Annotated in this window: 22 protein-coding genes and 1 tRNA gene; 10 read left to right on the forward strand and 13 right to left on the reverse strand. The window is 62.2% G+C overall.

The features are described from left to right. Positions 1-26: 26 nt before the first annotated feature. Both RQ865_RS06330 and RQ865_RS06335 read right to left on the reverse strand, forming a co-directional pair. Positions 27-833, reverse strand: a complete 807-nt coding sequence (locus tag RQ865_RS06330) for a DUF3027 domain-containing protein (RefSeq protein ID WP_311478271.1) — start codon at positions 831-833, stop codon at positions 27-29. Further along, positions 826-1209, reverse strand: coding sequence for a cold shock domain-containing protein (locus tag RQ865_RS06335; RefSeq protein ID WP_311478272.1), 384 nt, complete (start codon positions 1207-1209; stop codon positions 826-828). Before RQ865_RS06335 ends, RQ865_RS06330 begins: the two co-directional genes overlap by 8 nt. A 185-nt stretch (positions 1210-1394) precedes the next feature. On the opposite strand from RQ865_RS06335, the gene RQ865_RS06340 reads away from it, so the two are divergent. From RQ865_RS06340 to RQ865_RS06365, 6 genes are all read left to right on the forward strand, one after another. After that, complete coding sequence (locus RQ865_RS06340; protein WP_311478273.1) at positions 1395-1664, forward strand: hypothetical protein; 270 nt, start codon at positions 1395-1397, stop codon at positions 1662-1664. Next, positions 1661-3439: a helicase-associated domain-containing protein gene (locus RQ865_RS06345; protein ID WP_311478274.1), complete on the forward strand. Its 1779-nt coding sequence runs from the start codon at positions 1661-1663 to the stop codon at positions 3437-3439. The genes RQ865_RS06340 and RQ865_RS06345 overlap by 4 nt, the downstream gene beginning before the upstream one ends. A 60-nt stretch (positions 3440-3499) precedes the next feature. Beyond that, positions 3500-5134: a DNA repair helicase XPB gene (locus RQ865_RS06350; protein WP_311478275.1), complete on the forward strand. Its 1635-nt coding sequence runs from the start codon at positions 3500-3502 to the stop codon at positions 5132-5134. Positions 5135-5215: 81 nt separating this feature from the next. Continuing rightward, the gene (locus RQ865_RS06355) at positions 5216-5917 is read left to right on the forward strand and encodes a response regulator transcription factor (protein ID WP_311478276.1); all 702 of its coding nucleotides are present in this window, start codon (positions 5216-5218) and stop codon (positions 5915-5917) included. 4 nt (positions 5918-5921) lie between these two features. Further along, positions 5922-7685, forward strand: a complete 1764-nt coding sequence (locus RQ865_RS06360) for an ATP-binding protein (RefSeq protein ID WP_311478277.1) — start codon at positions 5922-5924, stop codon at positions 7683-7685. A 91-nt stretch (positions 7686-7776) separates the two neighbouring features. Beyond that, positions 7777-8067, forward strand: a complete 291-nt coding sequence (locus RQ865_RS06365; RefSeq protein ID WP_311478278.1) for a WXG100 family type VII secretion target — start codon at positions 7777-7779, stop codon at positions 8065-8067. Positions 8068-8188: 121 nt separating this feature from the next. Here RQ865_RS06365 and groL read toward each other — a convergent pair whose 3' ends face one another. The 4 genes from groL to RQ865_RS06385 all read right to left on the reverse strand — a co-directional run bounded on the left by groL (position 8189) and on the right by RQ865_RS06385 (position 11323). Continuing rightward, on the reverse strand, positions 8189-9808 hold the full coding sequence (groL, locus tag RQ865_RS06370) for a chaperonin GroEL (RefSeq protein ID WP_311478279.1): 1620 nt from the start codon (positions 9806-9808) through the stop codon (positions 8189-8191). Between the two features lie 262 nt (positions 9809-10070). Beyond that, positions 10071-10283, reverse strand: coding sequence for a cold-shock protein (locus RQ865_RS06375; RefSeq protein ID WP_311478280.1), 213 nt, complete (start codon positions 10281-10283; stop codon positions 10071-10073). Between the two features lie 183 nt (positions 10284-10466). Continuing rightward, positions 10467-11042: a LytR C-terminal domain-containing protein gene (locus tag RQ865_RS06380; protein ID WP_311478281.1), complete on the reverse strand. Its 576-nt coding sequence runs from the start codon at positions 11040-11042 to the stop codon at positions 10467-10469. A 29-nt stretch (positions 11043-11071) separates the two neighbouring features. Next, a complete protein-coding gene (locus RQ865_RS06385; protein ID WP_311478282.1) occupies positions 11072-11323 on the reverse strand; it encodes a DUF3263 domain-containing protein in 252 nt (83 codons plus the stop codon). Between the two features lie 124 nt (positions 11324-11447). Between RQ865_RS06385 and msrB the strand changes: the two genes are divergently transcribed. Both msrB and RQ865_RS06395 read left to right on the forward strand, forming a co-directional pair. Continuing rightward, positions 11448-11858: a peptide-methionine (R)-S-oxide reductase MsrB gene (gene msrB / locus RQ865_RS06390; RefSeq protein WP_311478283.1), complete on the forward strand. Its 411-nt coding sequence runs from the start codon at positions 11448-11450 to the stop codon at positions 11856-11858. A 166-nt stretch (positions 11859-12024) separates the two neighbouring features. Beyond that, on the forward strand, positions 12025-12708 hold the full coding sequence (locus RQ865_RS06395; RefSeq protein WP_311478284.1) for a GNAT family protein: 684 nt from the start codon (positions 12025-12027) through the stop codon (positions 12706-12708). Positions 12709-12731: 23 nt separating this feature from the next. Here RQ865_RS06395 and RQ865_RS06400 read toward each other — a convergent pair. Beyond that, positions 12732-12807 (reverse strand) — tRNA-Thr (locus tag RQ865_RS06400). Positions 12808-12925: 118 nt separating this feature from the next. On the opposite strand from RQ865_RS06400, the gene RQ865_RS06405 reads away from it, so the two are divergent. Beyond that, positions 12926-14011 carry a sn-glycerol-3-phosphate ABC transporter ATP-binding protein UgpC gene (locus RQ865_RS06405; RefSeq protein ID WP_311478285.1) on the forward strand — a complete coding sequence of 362 codons (1086 nt, stop codon included), beginning with the start codon at positions 12926-12928 and terminating at the stop codon, positions 14009-14011. Positions 14012-14030: 19 nt separating this feature from the next. On the opposite strand, the gene rlmB is transcribed toward RQ865_RS06405, so the two are convergent. Genes rlmB through RQ865_RS06425 form a run of 4 tightly spaced genes read right to left on the reverse strand, consistent with a single transcriptional unit; the run spans position 14031 to position 18220 of the window. Continuing rightward, the gene (gene rlmB, locus RQ865_RS06410; protein ID WP_311478286.1) at positions 14031-14975 is read right to left on the reverse strand and encodes a 23S rRNA (guanosine(2251)-2'-O)-methyltransferase RlmB; all 945 of its coding nucleotides are present in this window, start codon (positions 14973-14975) and stop codon (positions 14031-14033) included. Continuing rightward, a complete protein-coding gene (cysS, locus tag RQ865_RS06415; RefSeq protein WP_311478287.1) occupies positions 14975-16399 on the reverse strand; it encodes a cysteine--tRNA ligase in 1425 nt (474 codons plus the stop codon). Before cysS ends, rlmB begins: the two co-directional genes overlap by 1 nt. Positions 16400-16447: 48 nt before the next feature. Further along, a complete protein-coding gene (gene ispD / locus RQ865_RS06420; protein WP_311478288.1) occupies positions 16448-17677 on the reverse strand; it encodes a 2-C-methyl-D-erythritol 4-phosphate cytidylyltransferase in 1230 nt (409 codons plus the stop codon). Between the two features lie 60 nt (positions 17678-17737). Then, positions 17738-18220, reverse strand: coding sequence for a CarD family transcriptional regulator (locus RQ865_RS06425; RefSeq protein WP_311478290.1), 483 nt, complete (start codon positions 18218-18220; stop codon positions 17738-17740). 190 nt (positions 18221-18410) lie between these two features. On the opposite strand from RQ865_RS06425, the gene RQ865_RS06430 reads away from it, so the two are divergent. Then, the gene (locus RQ865_RS06430) at positions 18411-18998 is read left to right on the forward strand and encodes a hypothetical protein (protein WP_311478291.1); all 588 of its coding nucleotides are present in this window, start codon (positions 18411-18413) and stop codon (positions 18996-18998) included. A 64-nt stretch (positions 18999-19062) separates the two neighbouring features. Here RQ865_RS06430 and RQ865_RS06435 read toward each other — a convergent pair whose 3' ends face one another. Both RQ865_RS06435 and RQ865_RS06440 read right to left on the reverse strand, forming a co-directional pair. Then, complete coding sequence (locus RQ865_RS06435; protein WP_311478292.1) at positions 19063-19746, reverse strand: response regulator transcription factor; 684 nt, start codon at positions 19744-19746, stop codon at positions 19063-19065. Positions 19747-19849: 103 nt separating this feature from the next. Beyond that, the gene (locus RQ865_RS06440; RefSeq protein ID WP_311478294.1) at positions 19850-21043 is read right to left on the reverse strand and encodes an ATP-binding protein; all 1194 of its coding nucleotides are present in this window, start codon (positions 21041-21043) and stop codon (positions 19850-19852) included. Positions 21044-21123: the final 80 nt, after the last annotated feature.

The following is a 21123-nucleotide window of genomic DNA, read 5'->3' on the forward strand; positions in this document are numbered from 1 at the left end:
TCATCACCGAGCCCGCCGCATCAGCGCTACTCGTCGTCGGGTTCAAAGTTGATGCCGTCGAGCTGCTGGTCGCGCTCGTCGGCAAACTCTCGAATGTCGTCAGCGATGGGAAGCTCACCATCATTCGAGCTCTCGGATGTGGTTTTCGACGCAGCGGGTTCAGTGCCGGTCGTATTCCCGCTGCGGTCACGACGCAGTCGCCGCCGCGTACGGGTGCGACTCGAGGTGCGTGTGCGGGCCGGAGCCGGCTCACCGCCGTCGCCATCTTCGCTGGCAATCACGTTGCCGTGCGCATCGTGTGTGGCATTGAACTCGGCAAGCCGTTCAGCCCAGGGAATCCACTTCGGAGCCACCAGCGAGTCGGGACCCGGCACAAGTTCACATTCGAGCACGGTCGGTGCCGCAGCCGAGGTTTCGACATCCACCACCTTGCAGAGTGTGGCGCACCAACGCCAGTCGCGATAGCCGTCACGCAGGCTGGCGAAACAGAGCGAATACACCCCCTCGCCCTCATCCACGGCACCAATCAGCTCACCGACCAGCTCAGCATCCACCACCTCGGCCAGTGCCGCCGCAGCCAGCTGTAGCGATTCGTGCAGCTGCCCGGCAAGGTCGAGTTCGCTGACGGGCACAAGTTCACCGGTGCCCGCGCTCGCAAACGGCACCGTCGCAACCTCGCTCGCACTCACAATCCGATACCCGACCGGGTTCGGAAGTTCGTCAAGCCGGTGCTCATGCACATCCAGCGTCAACTCGCGCGCCGAGTTACCGGCAGTCTCCTGACTGCTGTCCTGGGCTGCCGCAGTTTCGTTCGACACGCGTGAATCAGGCATCAAGATCATCCGCCACTCGACGCAGCATGGCCGCAATCTTGCGGCCCTGCTGGCGGTTTGGGTAGTGGCCGTGACGCAGCTGACCGCCAACGCGGTCGAGCAGCTTCACGAGATCTTCAACAATGATCGCCATGTCATCGGCGGGCTTGCGGTGCATCCTGGTCACCGACGGCGGGGTTTCGAGCAACCGCACCGAGAGCGCCTGCGCGCCACGACGGCCGTCGGCAATTCCGTACTCGAGACGAGTGCCGCTGCGCAGCGACGTCACCTGCGGTGGTAGCGCAGTGGCGTGCAGATAGACTTCCTGCCCGTCATCGTCCTGAATGAACCCGAAGCCCTTGACTTCGTCATAAAACTTCACGCGTCCGGTCGGCATATTTTCTCCTTCGCCGCTTCCACGCGGCGGTGATCAATGTGGTCAGTTCACACTTGCCCAATTGGCCGACGCATCGACTCGTATGCGCAGCAGCCAGTGACAATTGCGCGCGCGGGGTCGACGCGCATTACGCCCTAAGTCTAGCCGCCACCACCGACACTATTCAGGTCGACTAGGCTGATGTGGTGGCCAACTCCCAGTCTCCACTGAAAGCTTCACTCGCCGAGCGAGCCCTCGCGATCACCGCGGTAGCGCTCGCGGCAGTCTCCTTCATCTGCCTTGTGGTGGTGTTTGCAGCCCCCTATTTCGGGATCGAGTTCGGCACCCCGCCCGCCTGGTACTGGGATGTCATGCTCGTGATCGGCTACTACGGTATTCCAGTCGCATTCTTATTGGTCGTGGTGGTCATCGTCCTCCGCATGATCACCAGCCGGAGGGCCAACCGCGACGCATGATTCCCGCCAAAGTGCCCGATTCGCTCCATATTCTTGCCGGTCTGCGGCAGCTGGATGCCGCGGGCTACGTGCGAGTTTTTCAAGCACGCCGGGTGAGCCCGCGCGGTATGAACACCCTGCTCGACCTTTCGGAAGCACTCGCCGCCCCCGAACAGATCCGAGCAACACTCAGCCGACTCGACTGGCCCACCCTCCGAGGCTTGCGCGCGGGTGACCATAAAACCCTCGATGCGGCCGCCGACTTTCACTTCACGCATCCGGGCAAACAGCCACCGGTGCTGCTTGATTCGGTAGCCGAGCCGCTGGCAGAACTCCTACCGAGCATCCCCGACTTCACCAAGCTGCTCGCCGACGACGCCCGCAGCGGCGCCGAACCGGCCAGGGCTATCGCCACAACCGCGCCCGACGCTATCGAACAGCTCGATCTGGCACCACGCACGGTTCGCCGCGGCCGTGGCGGCATCCGCATGAGCGGTATCGAAGTGCGCCGAATCGCAAACGAGCTCGACCTCGCTCCGGCGGTTGCGGGTTCGCTGTACCGCTGGCTTTTCGTGAGCGGTCTCATCGCCCCCAAGGGTGACAGCTGGCTCCCCACCGCCGCCGGTCGTGACTTTGCCGGACTGCCGGTGATTAACCGTTGGCGGATGCTCGCGACAGCCTGGATGCGCGAATTAACACCCAACGCGCTGACTGAACTCTGCCTTGTCACCGGCATTCCCGATCCGTGCGCGCCGTTCACCGACTTTCTCGACCCCGCCGCGCCCGCCACCGCGGCGATTCAGCTGCCCGGCGATTCGGCCGCACGAGCACTCTCGGCCGCGGCGCTCGGCATCATCCACATTGACCAGGCCGCCGGCCCTCAGGCCCCATTACCCGGCGAAGCGCAGCTCACCCGCGCCGGCGCGCTACTGCTCAACAACGAAACCACTGCCGCCGCCGAAACTCTCGCGGCCGAGTTTCCCGCCGAAGTTGATCGCGTCTATCTGCAACCCGACCGCACCGTGATCGCGCCAGGGCCGCTGCGGCCCGATGTAGAGGTGCGATTGCGCCAGGTTGCAGACCTCACGCATCGCGCCATCGCCAGCGAATATCGAATCACCGAACAGTCACTCACCCGCGCACTGCAGGCGGGTATGACCGCCCGCCAAATCCATTCGCTGCTGACAAATATCTCGCTAGCGCGGGTGCCACAGCCGGTGGCCTACCTCATCGGTGATCTTGCCGAACGCTACGGGCAGGTGCGCGTGCGCAGCTACGGCAGCGGAGCGAGTGTGCGGGCGCTCACCGATGAACTCACCGATCAGCTGCGGGTGGATGCATCGCTGCGATCACTGCGCCTACAGGCCGGCAGCGAGGGGCTCACCACCGCACTTTCGGCGCCGACCGTGCTCAGCACGCTGCGCGAATCGCGCTACCCGGCAGTGCTTGAAAACCCGGACGGCACCCCGGTCGCGGCCACCGCACAGCTCACCGCTGCGCCGTATCTTGCCGAGGTAACCCCGAGCATCCAAGCAACCGCTGAGGCCCTCGCCGAACTGGCCGCACACAGCCGCAAAAGCGACGATGAAGACTCGTGGCTGCGACGGCGACTCGAACTTGCTCGACGCGACCGGCAGGCACTCGACGTGACGATCAGTCTCGGCAGCGGTCAGACCCGCACACTGCTGCTGCTGCCGATTTCGGTAACCGCACAGCGATTGCGCGCGCTCGATATGGATGCCGATGTCGAGCGCACCCTACCGCTACGGTCAATCACCGCGATCGATGATGAGTGACTGGTCGGCGGCTGTGCGCAACGCAAGCGCGGCCACTGAGACGAACTAGACTCGTCCCTCATGACTGGCCCACTCATTGTGCAAAGCGACCGCACCGTCCTGTTGGAGGTGGCGCATCCCGATGCCGCCCAAGCCCGTCATGATCTGGCAGTGTTCGCCGAGCTCGAACGCGCCCCCGAACACATCCACACCTACCGCATCACCCGGCTGGGGCTGTGGAACGCGCGCGCGGCCGGCCACACCGCCGACGAGATGATTGACACACTCAACTCGTATGCCAAATTTCCGCTGCCAGAAGCGCTGGTCACCGACCTGCGCGACACAGTTGCCCGATACGGGCGGCTCGTTATCGAACGCGATGATGAGGGGCTGGTGTTGCGGGCTGATGATGCGGCCGTGCTCGAACAGGTATCGCGCAATAAGCACATCTCACCAATGCTGCTCGCCAAACTGGGCGACGACGCCTACCGCATCGCCGACTGGGCGCGCGGCTCGCTGAAGCAGCAGCTCGTTAAACTCGGTTGGCCCGCCGAAGACCTCGCCGGCTACACACCGGGAACTGCGCACGACATCAGCCTCAATGACGACGGCTGGCAGCTGCGCAGCTACCAGCAGCAGGCGATTGACCAGTTCTTCACGCACGGTTCGGGTGTGGTGGTGCTCCCCTGCGGTGCCGGAAAAACTATCGTCGGCGCCGGGGCGATGGCCGCCGCCGACACCACAACCCTCATCCTGGTGACCAATACCGTTTCGGCACGGCAGTGGCGCGACGAACTGCTGCGCCGCACCTCGCTCACCGAGGATGAAATTGGCGAATACTCGGGCGAATCAAAAGAAATCAAGCCGGTCACCATCGCCACCTATCAGATCCTCACTGCCCGTCGGAAGGGACAGTACACGCACCTTTCGCTCTTGGATGCGCTCGACTGGGGGCTCATTGTCTACGACGAGGTGCATCTGCTGCCCGCCCCGGTGTTCAAACTCACGGCCGACCTGCAAGCCCGGCGCCGTCTCGGTCTCACCGCGACGCTGGTTCGCGAAGACGGCCGCGAGAGCGATGTGTTCTCACTGATTGGCCCCAAACGGTTTGATGCGCCTTGGAAAGAAATTGAGCAGCAGGGGTTCATCTCGCCCGCGGAGTGTTTCGAGGTGCGGATTGATCTGCCCTATGAAGACCGGATGGAGTATGCCTCGGCCGGCGACGACCAGCGCTATCGCATCGCAGCAACGGCGCCCGCAAAACTGGATGTGGTAAAGCGTCTGGTTGCCAGACACGCGGGCGAACGCATCCTGATTATCGGCCAGTATCTCGATCAGATCGATGCCGTAGCAACCGAGCTGGGGGTGCCGCAGCTCACCGGGCAAACTCCCGTGGCCGAACGCGAGGCGCTGTTCGCGGCGTTCCGCAGCGGCGCCGAGCCGGTGCTGGTGGTATCAAAAGTGGCGAACTTCTCGGTCGATCTGCCCGACGCCTCAGTAGCCATCCAGATTTCCGGTTCGTATGGCTCGCGGCAGGAAGAAGCACAGCGCCTAGGCCGCCTACTGCGCCCGGCAGCCAGCGGCGTCAGCGCCTCGTTCTACACGCTGGTTGCGCGCGACACGGTCGACCAAGATTTCGCGCAGAACCGGCAGCGCTTTCTCGCCGAACAGGGTTACGCATATTCAATTCTCGATGTCGATGACCTCGAGGCATAGCGTGGCACAGCACCTGTTCACGAGCAATTCGCGACGAACTCACCAGGGCACATTCAGCAACCGCGCGGAATAATGATCCACATGACTGATGGTGGACCCAAGATTCTGGTCGTCGATGACGAACCAAACATTCGCGAGCTACTGAGCACGAGCCTTCGTTTCGCAGGATTCATGGTGCGTACTGTGGGCAACGGTGCTGGCGCTATTGCCGCGGTGATCGACGAAGAGCCCGACCTGATTGTGCTCGACGTCATGCTGCCGGATATGTCGGGGTTCGCCGTTACCAAGCGTCTGCGCGCATCCGGTTACACCTCGCCGATTCTTTTCTTGACAGCGAAGGATGACACCGACGACAAGATCGAGGGGCTCAACTCGGGCGGTGACGACTATGTCACCAAGCCTTTCAGCCTCGACGAGATTGTGGCGCGCATCAAAGCGATTCTGCGTCGCACCATGCACACCGAAGAAGAAGCGGTTATCCGCGTTGGTGACCTCACCATGGATCAAGACACCCACGAAGTGTTCGTCAACGACGACCCGGTTGATCTGTCGCCAACCGAGTTCAAGCTGCTGCGCTACCTGATGCTCAACCCCAACCGGGTGCTGTCAAAGGCGCAGATTCTCGACCACGTGTGGGAGTACGACTTCAATGGCGATGCGGGCATCGTCGAGTCGTATATCTCGTACCTGCGCCGCAAACTCGACAAGCACACCGAAGAACCGCTGATCCAAACCAAGCGCGGATTCGGATACATGCTCAAGGTGCCGGGCACCAAGGTGTAGCGCCGTGGCCAAGCGGCTACCCCGCTGGGACCACATTTCGATGCGGAACCAGCTCACACTCGTCAATGTTGCCCTGCTGATGCTATCGCTCGTGGTGGCCGGAATCGGCACCACGCTGCTGCTGCGCCCCACCCTCGTAAACCAGGTCGACACCTCGCTGCTGGCGATCGCAGCCGACCCGTCACTGATTGTGGGCACCGACCTCACCACCGGACGGTTTGGCTACGACGATATTCAGACCGCGCCGCAGCCCTACTATGTTGCGCTGCTCGACAGCGACACCGGGAGGTTGCTGGTTGACAACCGGAGCTCAAATCGCGGCGAGGCGGCACCGGATGTTTCGGGTCTGGTAACGCTCGATCACCAGCCTGACGGGCGCAATTACACCATCATCGATGTGCGTGACTCGCTGGGCTCTGCCTGGCGGGCGGTGACCGTGTTTCAACCCGAGTACGCCGCCGACGAGGTGCAGGGCGTGCTGGTGGTCGCCACGCCGATGTCGACGGTGAACGCGACCATGGCAAGCTTCCTGGCAATTTTCTCGGGCTTTGGGCTCTCGGTGTTGATCTTCGCGGCCGCCCTCACCCGGCTACTGGTGTCGATTACGCTGCAGCCACTGCGCCAGGTAGAAACAACCGCGATGGCGTTCGCGGCCGGTGACTATGAACAGCGGCTTCCCGAGCTGACCCCGAACACCGAGGTGGGTCGGCTGTCACGGTCGCTCAACACCATGCTTGGCCGCATCGATTCGGCCTTCGATGAGCGAGATCGCACGATCTTACAGATGCGCCGGTTCGTTGGCGATGCCAGCCATGAGTTGCGCACCCCGCTTGTGACCGTGCGTGGGTATGCCGAGCTATACCGCATGGGGGCGCTCAGCGATGACCAGAAGGTCGGCCAGGCAATGGATCGCATTGAGGGAGAGGCTAAACGGATGGCGGGTCTTGTTGAAGACCTCCTGCAATTGGCGCGGCTCGACGAACACCGTGAGATGCCGAAAGACGTCATCGATCTCGAACCTATCGTCGACGATGCCGCGCTCGACACCAACGCGCAGGCACCCGATCGCCGGGTGCGCGTGCATCCCATCCGAGTGTTTGTGGAGGGTGACGAGTTCGATCCGCAGCAAAGTGCTTTCGGTGAGAGCTCAGCCGACTCGGCCCAACATGATGAGCCTGCATCACGGTCGGCAACCGTGTCTTCCCGCGCCGCCGAACGTCCGCAGCGCCGAGGCACCAACCGCATCCGCATCCCTGGCCTGGGCCGAAAGCGTCGCACGCAACCCGACGAAGCCGCCCGTAACCTCACCGCCTCCGATCAGCCCGTCAAGGCTACAGTCGAGCAGGCCGACTATCCGGGTGAATCGGATGTACCGGCGATGATCTATGCCAATAGCGACAAGGTTCGGCAGGCCGTCCAGAACATTATTGGGAATGCGCTGCGCTATACGCCCGCCGGTTCACCGCTCGAACTCGGCATCGTGCTGAATGTGCCCCGAAAACGCGCGACGGTGGAGATTATCGACCACGGCTCGGGCATCCCCGCCGAAACCCGCAGCCAGATCTTCCAGCGGTTCTGGCGCGCCGACACTTCCCGTGACCGGCAAACCGGCGGCACTGGGCTGGGGCTGGCCATTGTTTCGGCAATCATGCAGGCCCACGACGGCACCGTCGATGTGATCGAGACTCCCGGCGGTGGCGCCACCTTCCGACTGCACTTCCCGCTCTTGACCGCTCCCCCTGTGGAAAGCGATGTATCCACAGAATGATCCAGTTCGGCGCCGCGCAACTTGCGGCGCCGATACCTTTTTCACGTCACCCGCAACCAGAGAGTGTGGGGATGCAGAGAAAGGGAAAGTAATGGCACAGTACCGAGTCGATAGTGATGAGCTTACGGGGGCAATGGGCGCTGCCCACTCGCAGATTGAGCAGGTGCGCTCTTCAGCTGCGCAGCTGACCTCGACACTCACCGCGCTGGAGTCGAGTTGGACAGGTCAGGGTTCGGCCGCGTTCCAGAGCGCCGTGCAGGAGTGGCGCACCGCTCAACTGACGGTTGAGGATGCGATTACCAGCATCAACCAGGCACTCGGCCAGGCTGCCGACCAGTACGGCAGCGCCGAGTCGAATGTGGCGCGGATGTTCTCGGCGTAACGCGTCGTAGCGGGGTCGTCCCGCATCCGCCCAGTGGGTGAAAAGATTGCACAAAAATCGCCGCGGGCGGCAGACGGATTGCAACCGTCTACCGCCCGCGGCGGTCACCGCAAAAACTTGGTTAGAAGTCCATGCCTGCGGTCGGGTCGGCAGCCGGAGCAGCACTCGGCGGAACCGGCTTGTCGGCAACGACAGCCTCGGTGGTGAGGAACAGACCAGCGATCGAAGCTGCGTTCTGCAGCGCCGAACGGGTCACCTTCACCGGGTCAAGGATGCCGGTTTCGATCATGTCGACATACTCTCCAGTTGCGGCGTTGAGGCCGTGGCCCGCGCTGAGGCCGCGAACCTTCTCGGCAACCACACCGGCTTCGAGGCCAGCGTTGATCGAGATCTGCTTGAGCGGAGCGTCGAGGGTGGCGCGCACGATGGCGGCACCGGTTGCTTCGTCACCCTCAAGCTCAAGCGCGTCGATAACGGAACCTGCCTGAGCGAGTGCAACACCACCACCGGCGACGATGCCCTCTTCGACGGCGGCCTTGGCGTTACGCACGGCGTCTTCGATGCGGTGCTTGCGCTCTTTCAGCTCAACCTCGGTGGCCGCACCGGCCTTGATCACGGCAACGCCGCCGGCGAGCTTGGCCAGACGCTCCTGCAGCTTCTCGCGGTCGTAGTCTGAGTCGCTGTTTTCGATCTCGGCCTTAATCTGCGCAACGCGACCCTCGATCTGCTCCTGGGCGCCAGCGCCCTGGATGATGGTGGTCTCGTCTTTGGTGATTACCACCTTGCGAGCCTGGCCGAGCATGTCGAGCGTTGCGTTCTCGAGCTTGAGGCCGACCTCTTCCGAGATGACCTGACCACCGGTGAGGATGGCGATGTCTTGCAGCATGGCCTTGCGGCGGTCGCCGAAGCCGGGCGCCTTCACAGCAACCGACTTGAAGATGCCGCGGATCTTGTTCACCACGAGCGTGGCAAGCGCTTCGCCGTCAACATCCTCGGCGATGATGAGCAGCTGCTTGCCAGCCTGCATCACCTTGTCAACAACCGGCAGGAGGTCTTTAACGTTCGAGATCTTGCTGTTGGCGATGAGGATGTAGGGGTCTTCGAAGACTGCTTCCTGACGTTCAGCGTCGGTCACGAAGTACTGCGAGAGGTAGCCCTTGTCGAAGCGCATACCCTCGGTGAGTTCGAGGGTGGTGCCGAAGGTGTTCGACTCTTCGACAGTGACCACGCCCTCCTTGCCGACGGTGTCGATAGCTTCGGCGATGATCTGGCCGATTTCAGGGTCGGCAGCCGAGATCGATGCGGTTGCCGCGATCTGGTCTTTGGTTTCAACTTCCTTGGCCGAATCGAGCAGGTGCTCGGTGACAGCGGCAACGGCCTTGTCGATACCGCGCTTAACCGACACCGGGTCGGCGCCAGCGGCTACGTTGCGCAGGCCTTCTCGCACGAGAGCCTGAGCGAGCACGGTGGCAGTGGTGGTGCCGTCACCGGCGACATCGTCAGTCTTCTTAGCAACTTCCTTGACGAGCTCGGCACCGATCTTCTCAAACGGGTCTTCGAGTTCGATTTCCTTGGCAATCGAGACACCGTCGTTGGTGATGGTGGGGGCACCCCACTTCTTCTCGAGCACAACGTTGCGGCCGCGGGGGCCGAGGGTCACCTTAACGGTGTCGGCGAGTACGTTTAGGCCACGTTCGAGACCGCGACGGGCCTCTTCATCAAAGGTGATGATCTTCGACATAAGTTCTTGGGTCCTTTCCCGGACGGAAGCTATCGGTCCTGGCAATTTGCACTCACAAGATCCGAGTGCCAGCACCCATATTTGCACTCGCTACCTGAGAGTGCAAGCTGAGCCGGGCGCTTGCGCCGATGGCGAACAGGGCGAGGCTATGCCGCATCCAGGCTGGTGTTTCAGGGCTCAGCGACTGCTCTGCACCGGGGCACACACAACCCAAAATTAGGCCGGCAAACGTCACCGCGGCTGCCCGGCCTCGGCAACGCAACTATGAATTGGCGAGCCGCACTTGCTCGGCCTGCGATCCCTTCGGCCCGTCAACAATGGTGAACTCCACCCGCTGGCCCTCATCCAGGGTGCGGAATCCCTCCATCTCAATCGACTTGTAGTGCACGAACACATCTGGCGCGTTCTCTTCATCAAGAGTGATGAATCCGAAGCCCTTCTCGGCGTTGAACCACTTGACTGTTCCGGTTGCCATAGGGCCGCCCATCCTGTCGCCTGTTGTTTGCCGCTACCCAATCGGCAGCCGACTCGATCATCCTGAAGCTATTGCGCCCAGGTGTGCCGAGCGTGTCTGCACGGCAAGCAACAGTTGAACGTTGAGCAAATATCCGGGCCGAAACGTCCCCGGACGCAGCCCGTGACGGCCAGCCGAGCGGCTCTACTCCCCGAGCAGGCCGATCGAGTCGTCACCGAGCACCACCACCACGGTGCCGGGTTCGGCATATTCGGGGTTCACCGCAGCCGACCCGAAACCCAACGTCACCACGACCGCCTCGGCGGTGGGAAGTTCGTCTTCGACAGCGACATACACCATGGTGACAGGGTTGTCGTAGCTATCGGCGTCAGCCACATAGCCGACATTCCAGCCATCGGCGGTTAGCCGGTCGCTGCCAGCGGTGGCGAGTCCACCCGTACCCTCACCGTTGAGCACCGTGACCGGCATCGTCTTGTCTGGTTCAGGAGTGGTCTCGGTTGGAGTGGGCGTGGGTGTGGGCGCCGCTGAAGCAGTTTGTGTGGGTTCGGCCTTGTTCTCTCCGAGCGAGGCTGTGAACTGCACCTGACGGTCAATCGCCCACATCACCCCAACACCGATCGCCACCAACACCAGCACCGAGGCCAGTGCAATCAGCCACGAACCCAGCTTCGAAAGCCGGGTGCGCGGCGCACGGTGGGCACCGCGACGCTGCACCGACTTCGGAAACTCATCGAATCGATCTTTGGGGTAGTTCGCCAAGCTCGTGAATCCTTTACTGGGCTGCCTGCTTATTGGGCTAACCGTGCCGAGGTGCCAGTACGGCGCGCACGTGTCTGGTCTCGTCGCTGCTGTAGCCGCCGCACCAACAGCGGATTGGCGCGCAGGGCCGCGGGAGCATCAATCAGCGTACTCAAGGTCTGGTAGTAGCGAGCTGAGGTTAGCCCGAACTCTCGCCTGAGCAGGTCTTCTTTTGCTCGCGTGTGTTGCGGGTGCGACTCTTCGAAAGCCAGCAGCTGCATTTCTAGCTCGGTCAGCTCCACAGTCGCCTCCTTCCTCGAGCATGTTTTTTGAAGTTTACTCCGCACTACCCGACGCAAATCAATTGCCGCGCGGTATCGTGCGAGACAGCTTTTCTGTTTCTGTCTTCCACCGAAAGCGAGTGCCATGAACGCATCCGAACGCAGCGACGAACAGTGGCGTGAAATCCTTGATGCCAGCGCCTACCACGTGCTGCGCGAGGCCGGCACCGAGCGGCCATTCAGCGGCGAATACAACGAGCATTGGGAACCGGGCCACTATGTGTGCCGCGGATGCGGCAACGAGCTATTTCGTGCCGAAACAAAATTCGATGCCGGATGCGGCTGGCCGAGTTTCTGGGAGCCGCTGCGGCCCGAGGCGGTTACCGAGCATGAAGACAATTCGCTGGGCATGCGCCGGGTCGAGATTCGCTGCGCGGAGTGTGACGGGCACCTCGGGCATGTGTTCCCCGACGGTTTCGGCACCCCTACCGGCAGCCGCTACTGCATGAACTCGGTGGCGCTACGCTTTGTGCCCGATGGCGAGGCCGCGCAGTAGCGGCACGCTTAATTATCGCTTTGGGGCCGCCCTTGCTGACCGCCTGTGCCCGGGTAAGTGAGTTCAGCGAAAGATTTTGGGGCTTCGATAGCGTATAGCGCCTCGAAGCCCCAAAATCTTCCGAGTTGCTCACTGTCTCTACGCTTCCAGATGCTTGAATCGGCACATGTTGACGCTCGAAGAACTCTTCCCGCCGTATCAGCTCCATATCCGCTGCGGTGATGTCGAGATGCGAGTGCTACGCGACGACGATATCCCCGAGGTTGTGGAGCTCATCCGCAGCGGGATCACCGATGCCAACTTGCCGATGCCGTTTCTTGCAGACTGGCATGCGCTGCCGTTTCAGCTGGGAGTTGCTAACCAACAACCCGCCCACTCTCTGAGCTGGTGGTGGCAGCAGCGGGCAACTGTAGCTGCCGATAACTGGAAGCTGCCGCTGATTGTGCGCTCTGGCGGAGCAGCCGTCGGAATACAGGATGTGATGGCGGAATACTTTCCGCTGCGACGCAGCATCGAGTCGGGGTCATGGCTCGCCGCCAAGTGGCATGGACAGGGCATTGGCACACGCATGCGGCAAATGGTGGTGGCGCTTGCCTTCGACGAGTTTGATGCACTCGAGTGCCGCTCCGGCTATATCGAAGGGAATGCCGCGTCGGCCGCAGTCAGCCGCAAGACCGGCTACGTCGATGTCGGTGCTCGCCGAATCGTGCAGCGGATTGATGGCGAGCTGGTGGGTGTCATCGAGCATGAAGTGTGTGTGACGCCGGCGACGTTCATCCGTCCGACCGAGTCGATCGAGATCACCGGCGCCGAGACGCTGCGCCGCTTCTTCAGGATAGAACGCTTTTAGTCCGCGCGACCAGGACCTTTTCTTGGAGCCCGCTACAGGACTCGAACCTGCGACCTGCTGTTTACAAGACAGCTGCTCTACCAACTGAGCTAAGCGGGCATCTCGTCAATATTAGCCCGTCTTGCACGGCTTCGTTACCCACCGTCGAGCACGCGCTTATTACACGCCCGCGTAACAGCGGGGGCCGTTCAGGCCGGGGCCGCTAGCATGTATCCCTATGGCTGCAGTGACGTTCAAAGGCGTAACCCGCCGCTTCCCCGGCGCGAATGAAAACGCCGTGGATGCACTCGATCTTGAAATTGCCGACGGCGAGTTTCTCGTGTTGGTTGGCCCGTCGGGATGCGGTAAGTCGACGACGCTGCGCATGCTTGCCGGTCTCGACCCGGTGGATGAGGGCGAAATTTTTGTCGGCGATCAGAACGTCACCGACACCGCCCCCGAAAATCGCGATATCGCGATGGTGTTCCAAAACTACGCGCTGTACCCGCATATGACAGTGGCGAACAATATGGGGTTTGGGCTGCGCACTCGCAAAACTCCGAAGGCCGAGATTGAGGCGCGTGTGCGCGAGGTGGCCAAGATGCTTGATCTTGAAGACCTGCTCGACCGGCAGCCGTCAGATCTTTCGGGTGGTCAGCGCCAGCGCGTGGCTATGGGCCGCGCGATCGTGCGCCGCCCGCAGGTGTTTTTGATGGACGAGCCACTGTCGAACCTGGATGCGAAACTGCGCGTGCAAACCCGCGCCCAGATCACTTCGCTGCAGCGCGAACTCGGCACCACCACGGTGTATGTCACGCACGACCAGACCGAGGCGATGACCATGGGACACCGCATCGCGGTGCTCAATGATGGCCAGTTGCAGCAGCTTGGCACGCCGCGAGAACTCTACGATCATCCTGCCAACGAGTTCGTCGGTCGGTTTATCGGCTCGCCGGCGATGAGTGTGTGGACCGCTGAGATCCGCGACGGTGCCCTTCGATGTGGGGATGCATCGGTGCCGCTGCCAGCCGGTCACGCTGACGGCCCGGTGCGCGCCGGCGTGCGACCCGAAGACTTCCGAATTGTCGCCGACGAGCCCGGTATTGATTTCACGGTCGAGATTCTTGAAGAGCTCGGATCCGTTGCCTATCTGTACGGTAAGGCGCAGCTGGGTGGGCCCGGCGAAGCACCCACCGATGTGGTGGTGCGTCGCACGGGCCGCGACCACCCCGAACGCGGTGCCACGGTGCGTATCGGCATCGACCCCGAGCGGGTGCATCTCTTTGACGTCGAAACCGGCGACCGACTCACCCCGGCCGCCTAACTGGCCGCGCTACGTTCGGTTATTCGGTGGCGGCGCGAAGCCGTGACACTTCGTAGAGGGCAACCGAAGTGGCGATTCCCGCGTTCAACGACTCGGTGGCCGAATCAATCGGGATCGACACGATGGCGTCGCATAGCTCTGCGGTGAGCCGCGAGAGCCCCTTGCCCTCCGAACCAACAACGATCAATAGCGGTGAGGTGGCCAGGTCTAGCCCCGGTAGCTGCACATCGCCGCCACCGTCAAGACCGATCACGAACACCCCGGCGCGTTTGAAGTCGGCGATGGTGTTGTTGAGGTTACCTGCCAGCGCCACCGGAAGCCGCGCTGCCGCACCAGCCGAGGTGCGCCAGGCCGACGCGGTCATTCCCGCCGAGCGGCGCTGCGGCACGATCACACCCTGACCGCCGAATGCCGCGGTCGAGCGCACGATCGCGCCGAGGTTGCGGGGGTCAGTGACGCCGTCGAGTGCCACAAAAAGCGGCACCTGGGCGCGCGATATCGCATCCTGTAGCAGGGTCACCGGGTCGGCGTACTCGTAGGCGGGCACCTTGATTGCCACACCCTGGTGGATGGTGTCGAAGGGCACCATGCGATCGAGCTCGGGGCGGGTGACCTCGAGCATTGGGATATTGCGTTTGGCGGCCAGCTGCACGATCTCGCGAATGCGGTCATCGACTTCGATGTGCTGGGCCACATAGACCGTGGTGGCGGGGATCTGGGCCCGCAGCGCCTCAACCGCCGCGTTGCGGCCGGTCACGAGTTCGGCACCGTCGGGCATGGCCGGGCGTCGCCGCTGCGGACGTGCTTTGGCTCGCTCTTTCGCTTCGGCTGCCGCGCGGCGGCGGCGGTCTTTGGCCCAGTGGCGGTCTTCGGCCCGCGGAGTTGGGCCGCGACCTTCGAGCGCCTTGCGGCCGTGTCCGCCGGTGCCTTTGCGGGGCTTGCCTTTTTTGCCAGTGTTGCTCATCAGTTCACGCTCCAGTGTGCCCCGTTGGGGGTGTCTTCGACGTTGATTCCTGCAGCTGCGAGCGAGTCGCGAATTCGATCGGCAGTGGCCCAGTCTTTATCGGTGCGGGCCTGGGCGCGCTGTTCGAGTAGCGAACGCACCAGGGTGTCAAGGGCCGTGAGGGTCGAGTCGCTGTTCGCGGATGCATCCGCCCATTCTTCCGCATACGGGTCGCAGCCGAGCACATCCAGCATGATCCGCACCTGCAGCGCGAGCTTCGCGCCCGCGTCGGAGTTTCCGGCGTCGAGGGCTTGGTTACCGGCGGTGACGGCTTCGTGAATCGCCGCCACTGCCTGCGGCACCCCGAAGTCGTCGAGCATCGCGGCGGTAAAAGCGTCGGGCACTGCACTATCGACGGTACGCAGCGATTCTCGGGGGCTCAGGTCGGCTCCGGCCCGTCCGGCGCGTGCTAAAAATCCTTCGATGCGCGCGAATGCTGCCTCGGCTTCGCGGTAGGCGTCATCTGAAAGTTCGATGGTCGAGCGGTAATGTGCTGATCCGAGCAAATAGCGCGCGACGATGGGACGGCGTTCGTGAAGCAATTGCTGCGCTGACACCACGTTCCCGACCGATTTTGACATCTTGGTGCCACCGAGCGAAACCAGCCCGTTGTGCAGCCAGTGGCGAGCAAACCCGTCGCCCGCGGCGCGCGATTGAGCGAGTTCATTTTCGTGGTGTGGAAAGCGTAGATCGCGGCCACCACCGTGCAGGTCAAACTCGCTGCCGAGGTATTTCGTCGACATTGCCGAGCATTCGATATGCCAGCCGGGCCGGCCGCTTCCCCAGGGCGACTCCCACGTCGCCGACTCAGGTTCGTTGGGTTTGTGGCCCTTCCACAGCGCGAAGTCTTGCGGTGAGCGTTTGGCGCGCACGGGGCCGTCGCCGGCTTCCATATCGCCAATCTGTTGATGGGTGAGTTCGCCGTAGCTCGACCAACTCGAGGTGTCGAAGTACACGTCACCCGAGCCGTCCTCGGCCGGGTAGGCATACCCGCGCTCAATGAGTCGGGTGATGATCGCCTGCATTTCTGGGATGGATGCGGTTGCGCGCGGTTCGTAGGTGGGTGGCAGCACGCGCAGGGTGTGGTAGGCCGCGTTGAACTCGCCCTCGACCCGGTATGCGAGCGCCCACCAGGGCTCGTGTTCGGTGGCGTTCGCGAGGGTCTTGTCGTCGATATCGGTGACATTGCGCACGAGCACCACTCGCAACCCGGTGCGTTCAAACCAGCGTCGAATCTGGTCGTACACCAGCGCCGACCGCAGGTGCCCAACATGCGGAGCTGATTGCACGGTCGGCCCACAGACATACATCGTTACTACGCCCTCATTCAGGGGCGTGAAGTCAACGAGTTGCTGCTGGCGGGTGTCATATAGGCGTTGCATCACGCAGCCGAGTCTACTTGGGTGCGACCATCACCCACGCGAGCAACCGCGCTAAATGCGTGTGATGGCGGCAACGGCAACCGCGAACACGCCCTCGGTGCGTCCGGTAAACCCGAGTCCGTCACTGGTGGTGGCCGAAACCGATACCGGCGCGCCAATATATTCGCTGAGCACCCGCCCGGCTTCGAAGATCCGGTCGCCGAATCGTGGCCGACGGCACACCACCTGTACGGATGCGTTGAGTGGCCGCCATCCGGCTTCGGCGAGCAGTTCAGCCGTGGCCCGCAAGAACACTTCACCGCTGGCTCCCGCATAGCGGGGGTCGGCGGTACCGAAACGCGTGCCGATAGTTCCGAGCCCGGCCGCGCCAAGCAGCGCGTCCACAATGGCGTGTGCCGCCGCATCCCCGTCGGAATGACCAGAGAGTCCAGGTTCGTCGCGAAAGTGCAGCCCGGCAAGCCAGCACTCGCAATCGGCAGCAAATGCGTGCACATCGGTGCCGACACCCACACGAAGTTCCGCAAGCGAGTGCCCCGCAGTTTCGGGATGCGCGAGCAGCTGTTCCGCGCGGGCTAGGTCGGCCGGTGTGGTCACTTTGAACGCCAGCGGCGACCCGGCGATGGTCTGCACTTCGCCGCCGGCCTGCGCGAACGTACCGGCGTCATCAGTTGCCGATTCGTTGTCGGCTAGGCGGTAGGCTTCGCGCAGCGCGGCCGCCGGGAACCCCTGCGGAGTTTGCACCGCCCGCAGCGTCGATCGGTCGGGGGTGCTGAGCACTAGGCCGTCACCAGATACTTCTTTAACGGTGTCGACAACCGGTAGCACCGGGATGATACCCAGACCGGTCGCACGCACCGCGCCTGCCACCTCGGCGACCAGCGATGCGGGGGTGAGCGCGCGGGCGGCATCATGCACAAGGATCACATCGCATTCGGGTAGCTGTGCCAGGGCGAGCGCGACAGATTCGGTTCGGCTGGCACCGCCATCAACCACCGATAGTGATTCGAGCCGCTCCCCCAGCGGCGCTAGCGCGTCTGCGGCCAGCTGCTGTGTCAAAGCGGCAAGCTCGGAGTTTCGGGGTGGTGTCGAAATCGTTACCGCCAGGCGACCGGGCAGCTGCCGCAGCCCCCGCAGAGTGTGCGCCAGCATCGGCTCACCGGCAAGCGGTACGAATGCTTTGGGCATCCCAGCGGCCAGGCGACTACCGCTGCCAGCAGCAACGACCACCACGCCGGTGCGCGGTGGTCGTTGCGATTCGGCTTGAACGTCCACTTGATTCACGAAGGCCCGATTTACAGAGCAGCTGTACAGCGTTGAAGCAGTGCCTGAGTCAACAAGTGGCTACGACTCGAGCACTTCGTCGAGGTGCTCGTTTGCAGCCTCTTCGTCAGTGTCTTGCGCGAGGGCGAGCTCAGAGACAAGCACCTGGCGTGCTTTTGCGAGCATCCGTTTTTCGCCCGCTGACAGGCCCTTGTCTTGGTCGCGACGCCAGAGGTCACGAACCACTTCCGAGACCTTGATGACATCGCCCGACGAGAGCTTCTCTTGGTTTGACTTGTAGCGACGCGACCAGTTGGTGGGCTCTTCAGTCAGTGGTGCACGCAACACGTCGTACACCTCTTGCAGACCGGCGTCGTCAATCACATCGCGCACTCCCACAAGCTCAACGTTGTGCGCGGGGACCTCGATCGTCAGATCGCCCTGTGCAACGTTGAGCTTCAGAAAGGTCACCTCTTCACCGCGTATGACTCGAGTCTTGACTTCTTCGATTGTCGCCGCACCGTGGTGTGGGTAGACAACGGTCTCTCCGACCTCAAGATTCATAGACAGGGTCTCCTTCCTAAGTGGCCAATTTTACCACGAATTAGTGCTACGATTCCGCGCCTCGACGAACCAAGTCGGGGATAACGACACGAAGCGGCGGCACAATCGGCTACGCTGATGTGTGACCAAGCGAGTGCTGCAGTTAATCAAGGTGTTGCTCGCTCGCACATTTCTACGGGAGGCTCCTGCAGTGAAGTTCCGCGCCGTCGCCGCATCCGCACTGGCCCTCGCCCTCGCGGCGGGGCTCACCGGCTGCAACCTCATTAGCCCACAGCGCACGACCATGGAATATGCCGCCAGCGACGGCGTCCACGCCACGGTTGGCGACCTCGAGGTTCGTAATGCGCTGCTCATCGTCGATTCCGACACCAAAGAGGTAACCGAAGCCAACCTCGTGCTCAGTGTCGTCACCGAGTCGGAAACTCCCGCAACCCTTGAGGCGTCGGTTGCAGGTGGCTCAACCGTGAGCATCCCCGTTGCTCTCACCCCCAAGAACAAGGGCCTGGTCAAGGTTGGTTTCGGTGATGCTGGAGCGCAGCTGGTGACCGGCAAGTTCCGCTCGGGTGACACTGTCGAGGTGACCTTCAGCGCGGCAGGCAGCGAAGCCACGATCAAGGTACCGGTGCTGGGCGCTGACAACCCCGAAAACGTGCTCGACGAGTACAAGACCCTCGCCCCCAACCAGGTGAAGCCCACCGAAGTTCCGAGCGAGACGCCGACCCCCACTGCCGCGGAAGAACCCGAACAAGAGGCTCCCGTCGAAGACACTGGCGAGTAATCTCCCGACTCCAAACTGCTGCGGGCCGCATCCGATCGGATGCGGCCCGCAGCAGTTTCTCGCGTTAACCTTCGAAGCGGTACCCCAGACCGCGAACAGTCACCAGTAGTTTCGGTGACGAGGGTGTCTCTTCGATGCGCGAACGGATGCGTTTAATGTGCACATCCAACGTCTTTGTGTCGCCGTAGTAGTCGGGCCCCCAAACCCGGTCGATCAGCTGACCACGGGTGAGCACTCGACCAGCGTTGCGCAGCAGATATTCGAGCAGCTCAAACTCTTTCAATGGCATCTGGGTGAGTTCACCGCGCACGGTCACCGTGTGGCGGTCAACGTCCATTCGAATATCGTTAACCTCGACAATGCCGTCATTCTCGTCGCCATCGGCCTGCTCGCTCCGGCGCAGCACGGCACGGATGCGCGCCAGCAGCTCACGAGTCGAGTAGGGTTTGGTCACATAGTCGTCAGCCCCGAGCTCAAGCCCCACAACGATATCGACCTCACTGTCTTTTGCAGTGAGCATGATGATGGGCACATTCGAGGTCATGCGAATCTGTTTGCAGACCTCGCTGCCCGGAATGCCGGGAAGCATGAGGTCGAGAAGCACCATGTCTGCACCGTCCAGGTCGAACATTTCGATAGCTTCGGTGCCGTCCTCTGCCACCTCAACCTCGAAACCTTCGCGCTTCAATAGGTACGAAAGCGGTTCGTGAAGGGAAGCTTCGTCTTCAACAATCAGAATTCGTGTCACACGACTATTGTGCATACAACAAACTAACCAAAGGTTAAATCCGCATTACCTCACAGCAGATGGCGGCCGCCAACAGGCATTCACGGCCCCGCATTCGAGGCGGTTATTGTTCGGGCACCGAAAGCGGAATCGGGTTGATCATAGGCGCCTCAGCCGAGCCGTGTCCGGGCTTGAAGGTCTCAACCAGTGGCAGACGCACGGTGAAGGTCGACCCCTTCCCCAGCTGTGACCACACCGAAATATCACCGCCGTGATTCTCGACCACGTGGCGCACAATGCTCAACCCGAGCCCGGTACCCCCGGTGTTGCGCGAACGCGCCGTATCCACGCGATAGAAACGTTCAAAGATGCGCTTCTGATCTTCTTCTGAGATACCGATTCCCTGGTCGGTCACCGAAATCGCCACCACGTCACCCTGCCGGCGAGCGCCAACACCCACGCGAGAGCCCACGGGAGAGTATGAAATCGCGTTAGTAATCAGGTTTTGCATGCACATCACCAGCAGTCGCGGATCACCCCACACCACCAGATCGGGGTCGACACGCACACTCACGGTGGCGTTCCTCCCCTCGGCAATAGTCGCGGTTTGGTCGACTGCGCTGGCCACCACATCAGCGATATCGACGTCTTCGGCCTCCGCCATGGCATCGGTTGACTGTAGGCGCGAAAGATCAATGATCTCGCGCACGAGACGGGTGAGCCGGTCACCCTCGGTCAATAGCCGCTTGGCGAAATACTCCACCTGCTCCTGATCATCCGAAGCCTCGCCGATCGCTTCGGCGAGCAGCGTCACAGCACCAATCGGTGTTTTCAGTTCGTGCGACACATTGGCCACGAAGTCTCGGCGAACCTCCTGGACGCGGATCGCCTCGGTGAGATCTTCAGCAAGCAGGATGAGGTAGCGCGGTGAAAGCTGATTGGCACGAATCCGAACAGTGATCGCGGCGCTACCAAACGGGCCCCTCGGTAGCATCAGCTGGGTTTCACTATGGTCGTCGGCACCCCAGGCCACCTGAGCCACTGCCTGCAGCCGCTGTGTGAGTCGATTGTCTCGACTCACCAAGCCTTTCACGGTTGCACCGGGTGAGGCCCAAACGACGTTATATGAACGGTCGGTAACAATTGCCATTTGTGGGAGCGCTTTGAGCACCTCAATCACCGAGTCATTCAGGCGCGGCTCCAAAAGTTCGGCAAGATTCTGCCGCCTACGATCCAGCACCATGACTATTGCCGTTGTGACCACGCCAATAACCAGGCCAATGAGAAAGGTGATCAAAAGTGCGGCGCCGACATCCATGTTTCAAGAATAATGGTGAGATTTTCACCGAAACGTCACTTTGAACAGCTAAGTTACCTCGGGTCGCGGATTGGGCGCGC

Origin of the sequence: uncultured Gulosibacter sp. (assembly GCF_963509965.1) — a bacterium.
GTDB lineage: Bacteria > Actinomycetota > Actinomycetes > Actinomycetales > Microbacteriaceae > Gulosibacter.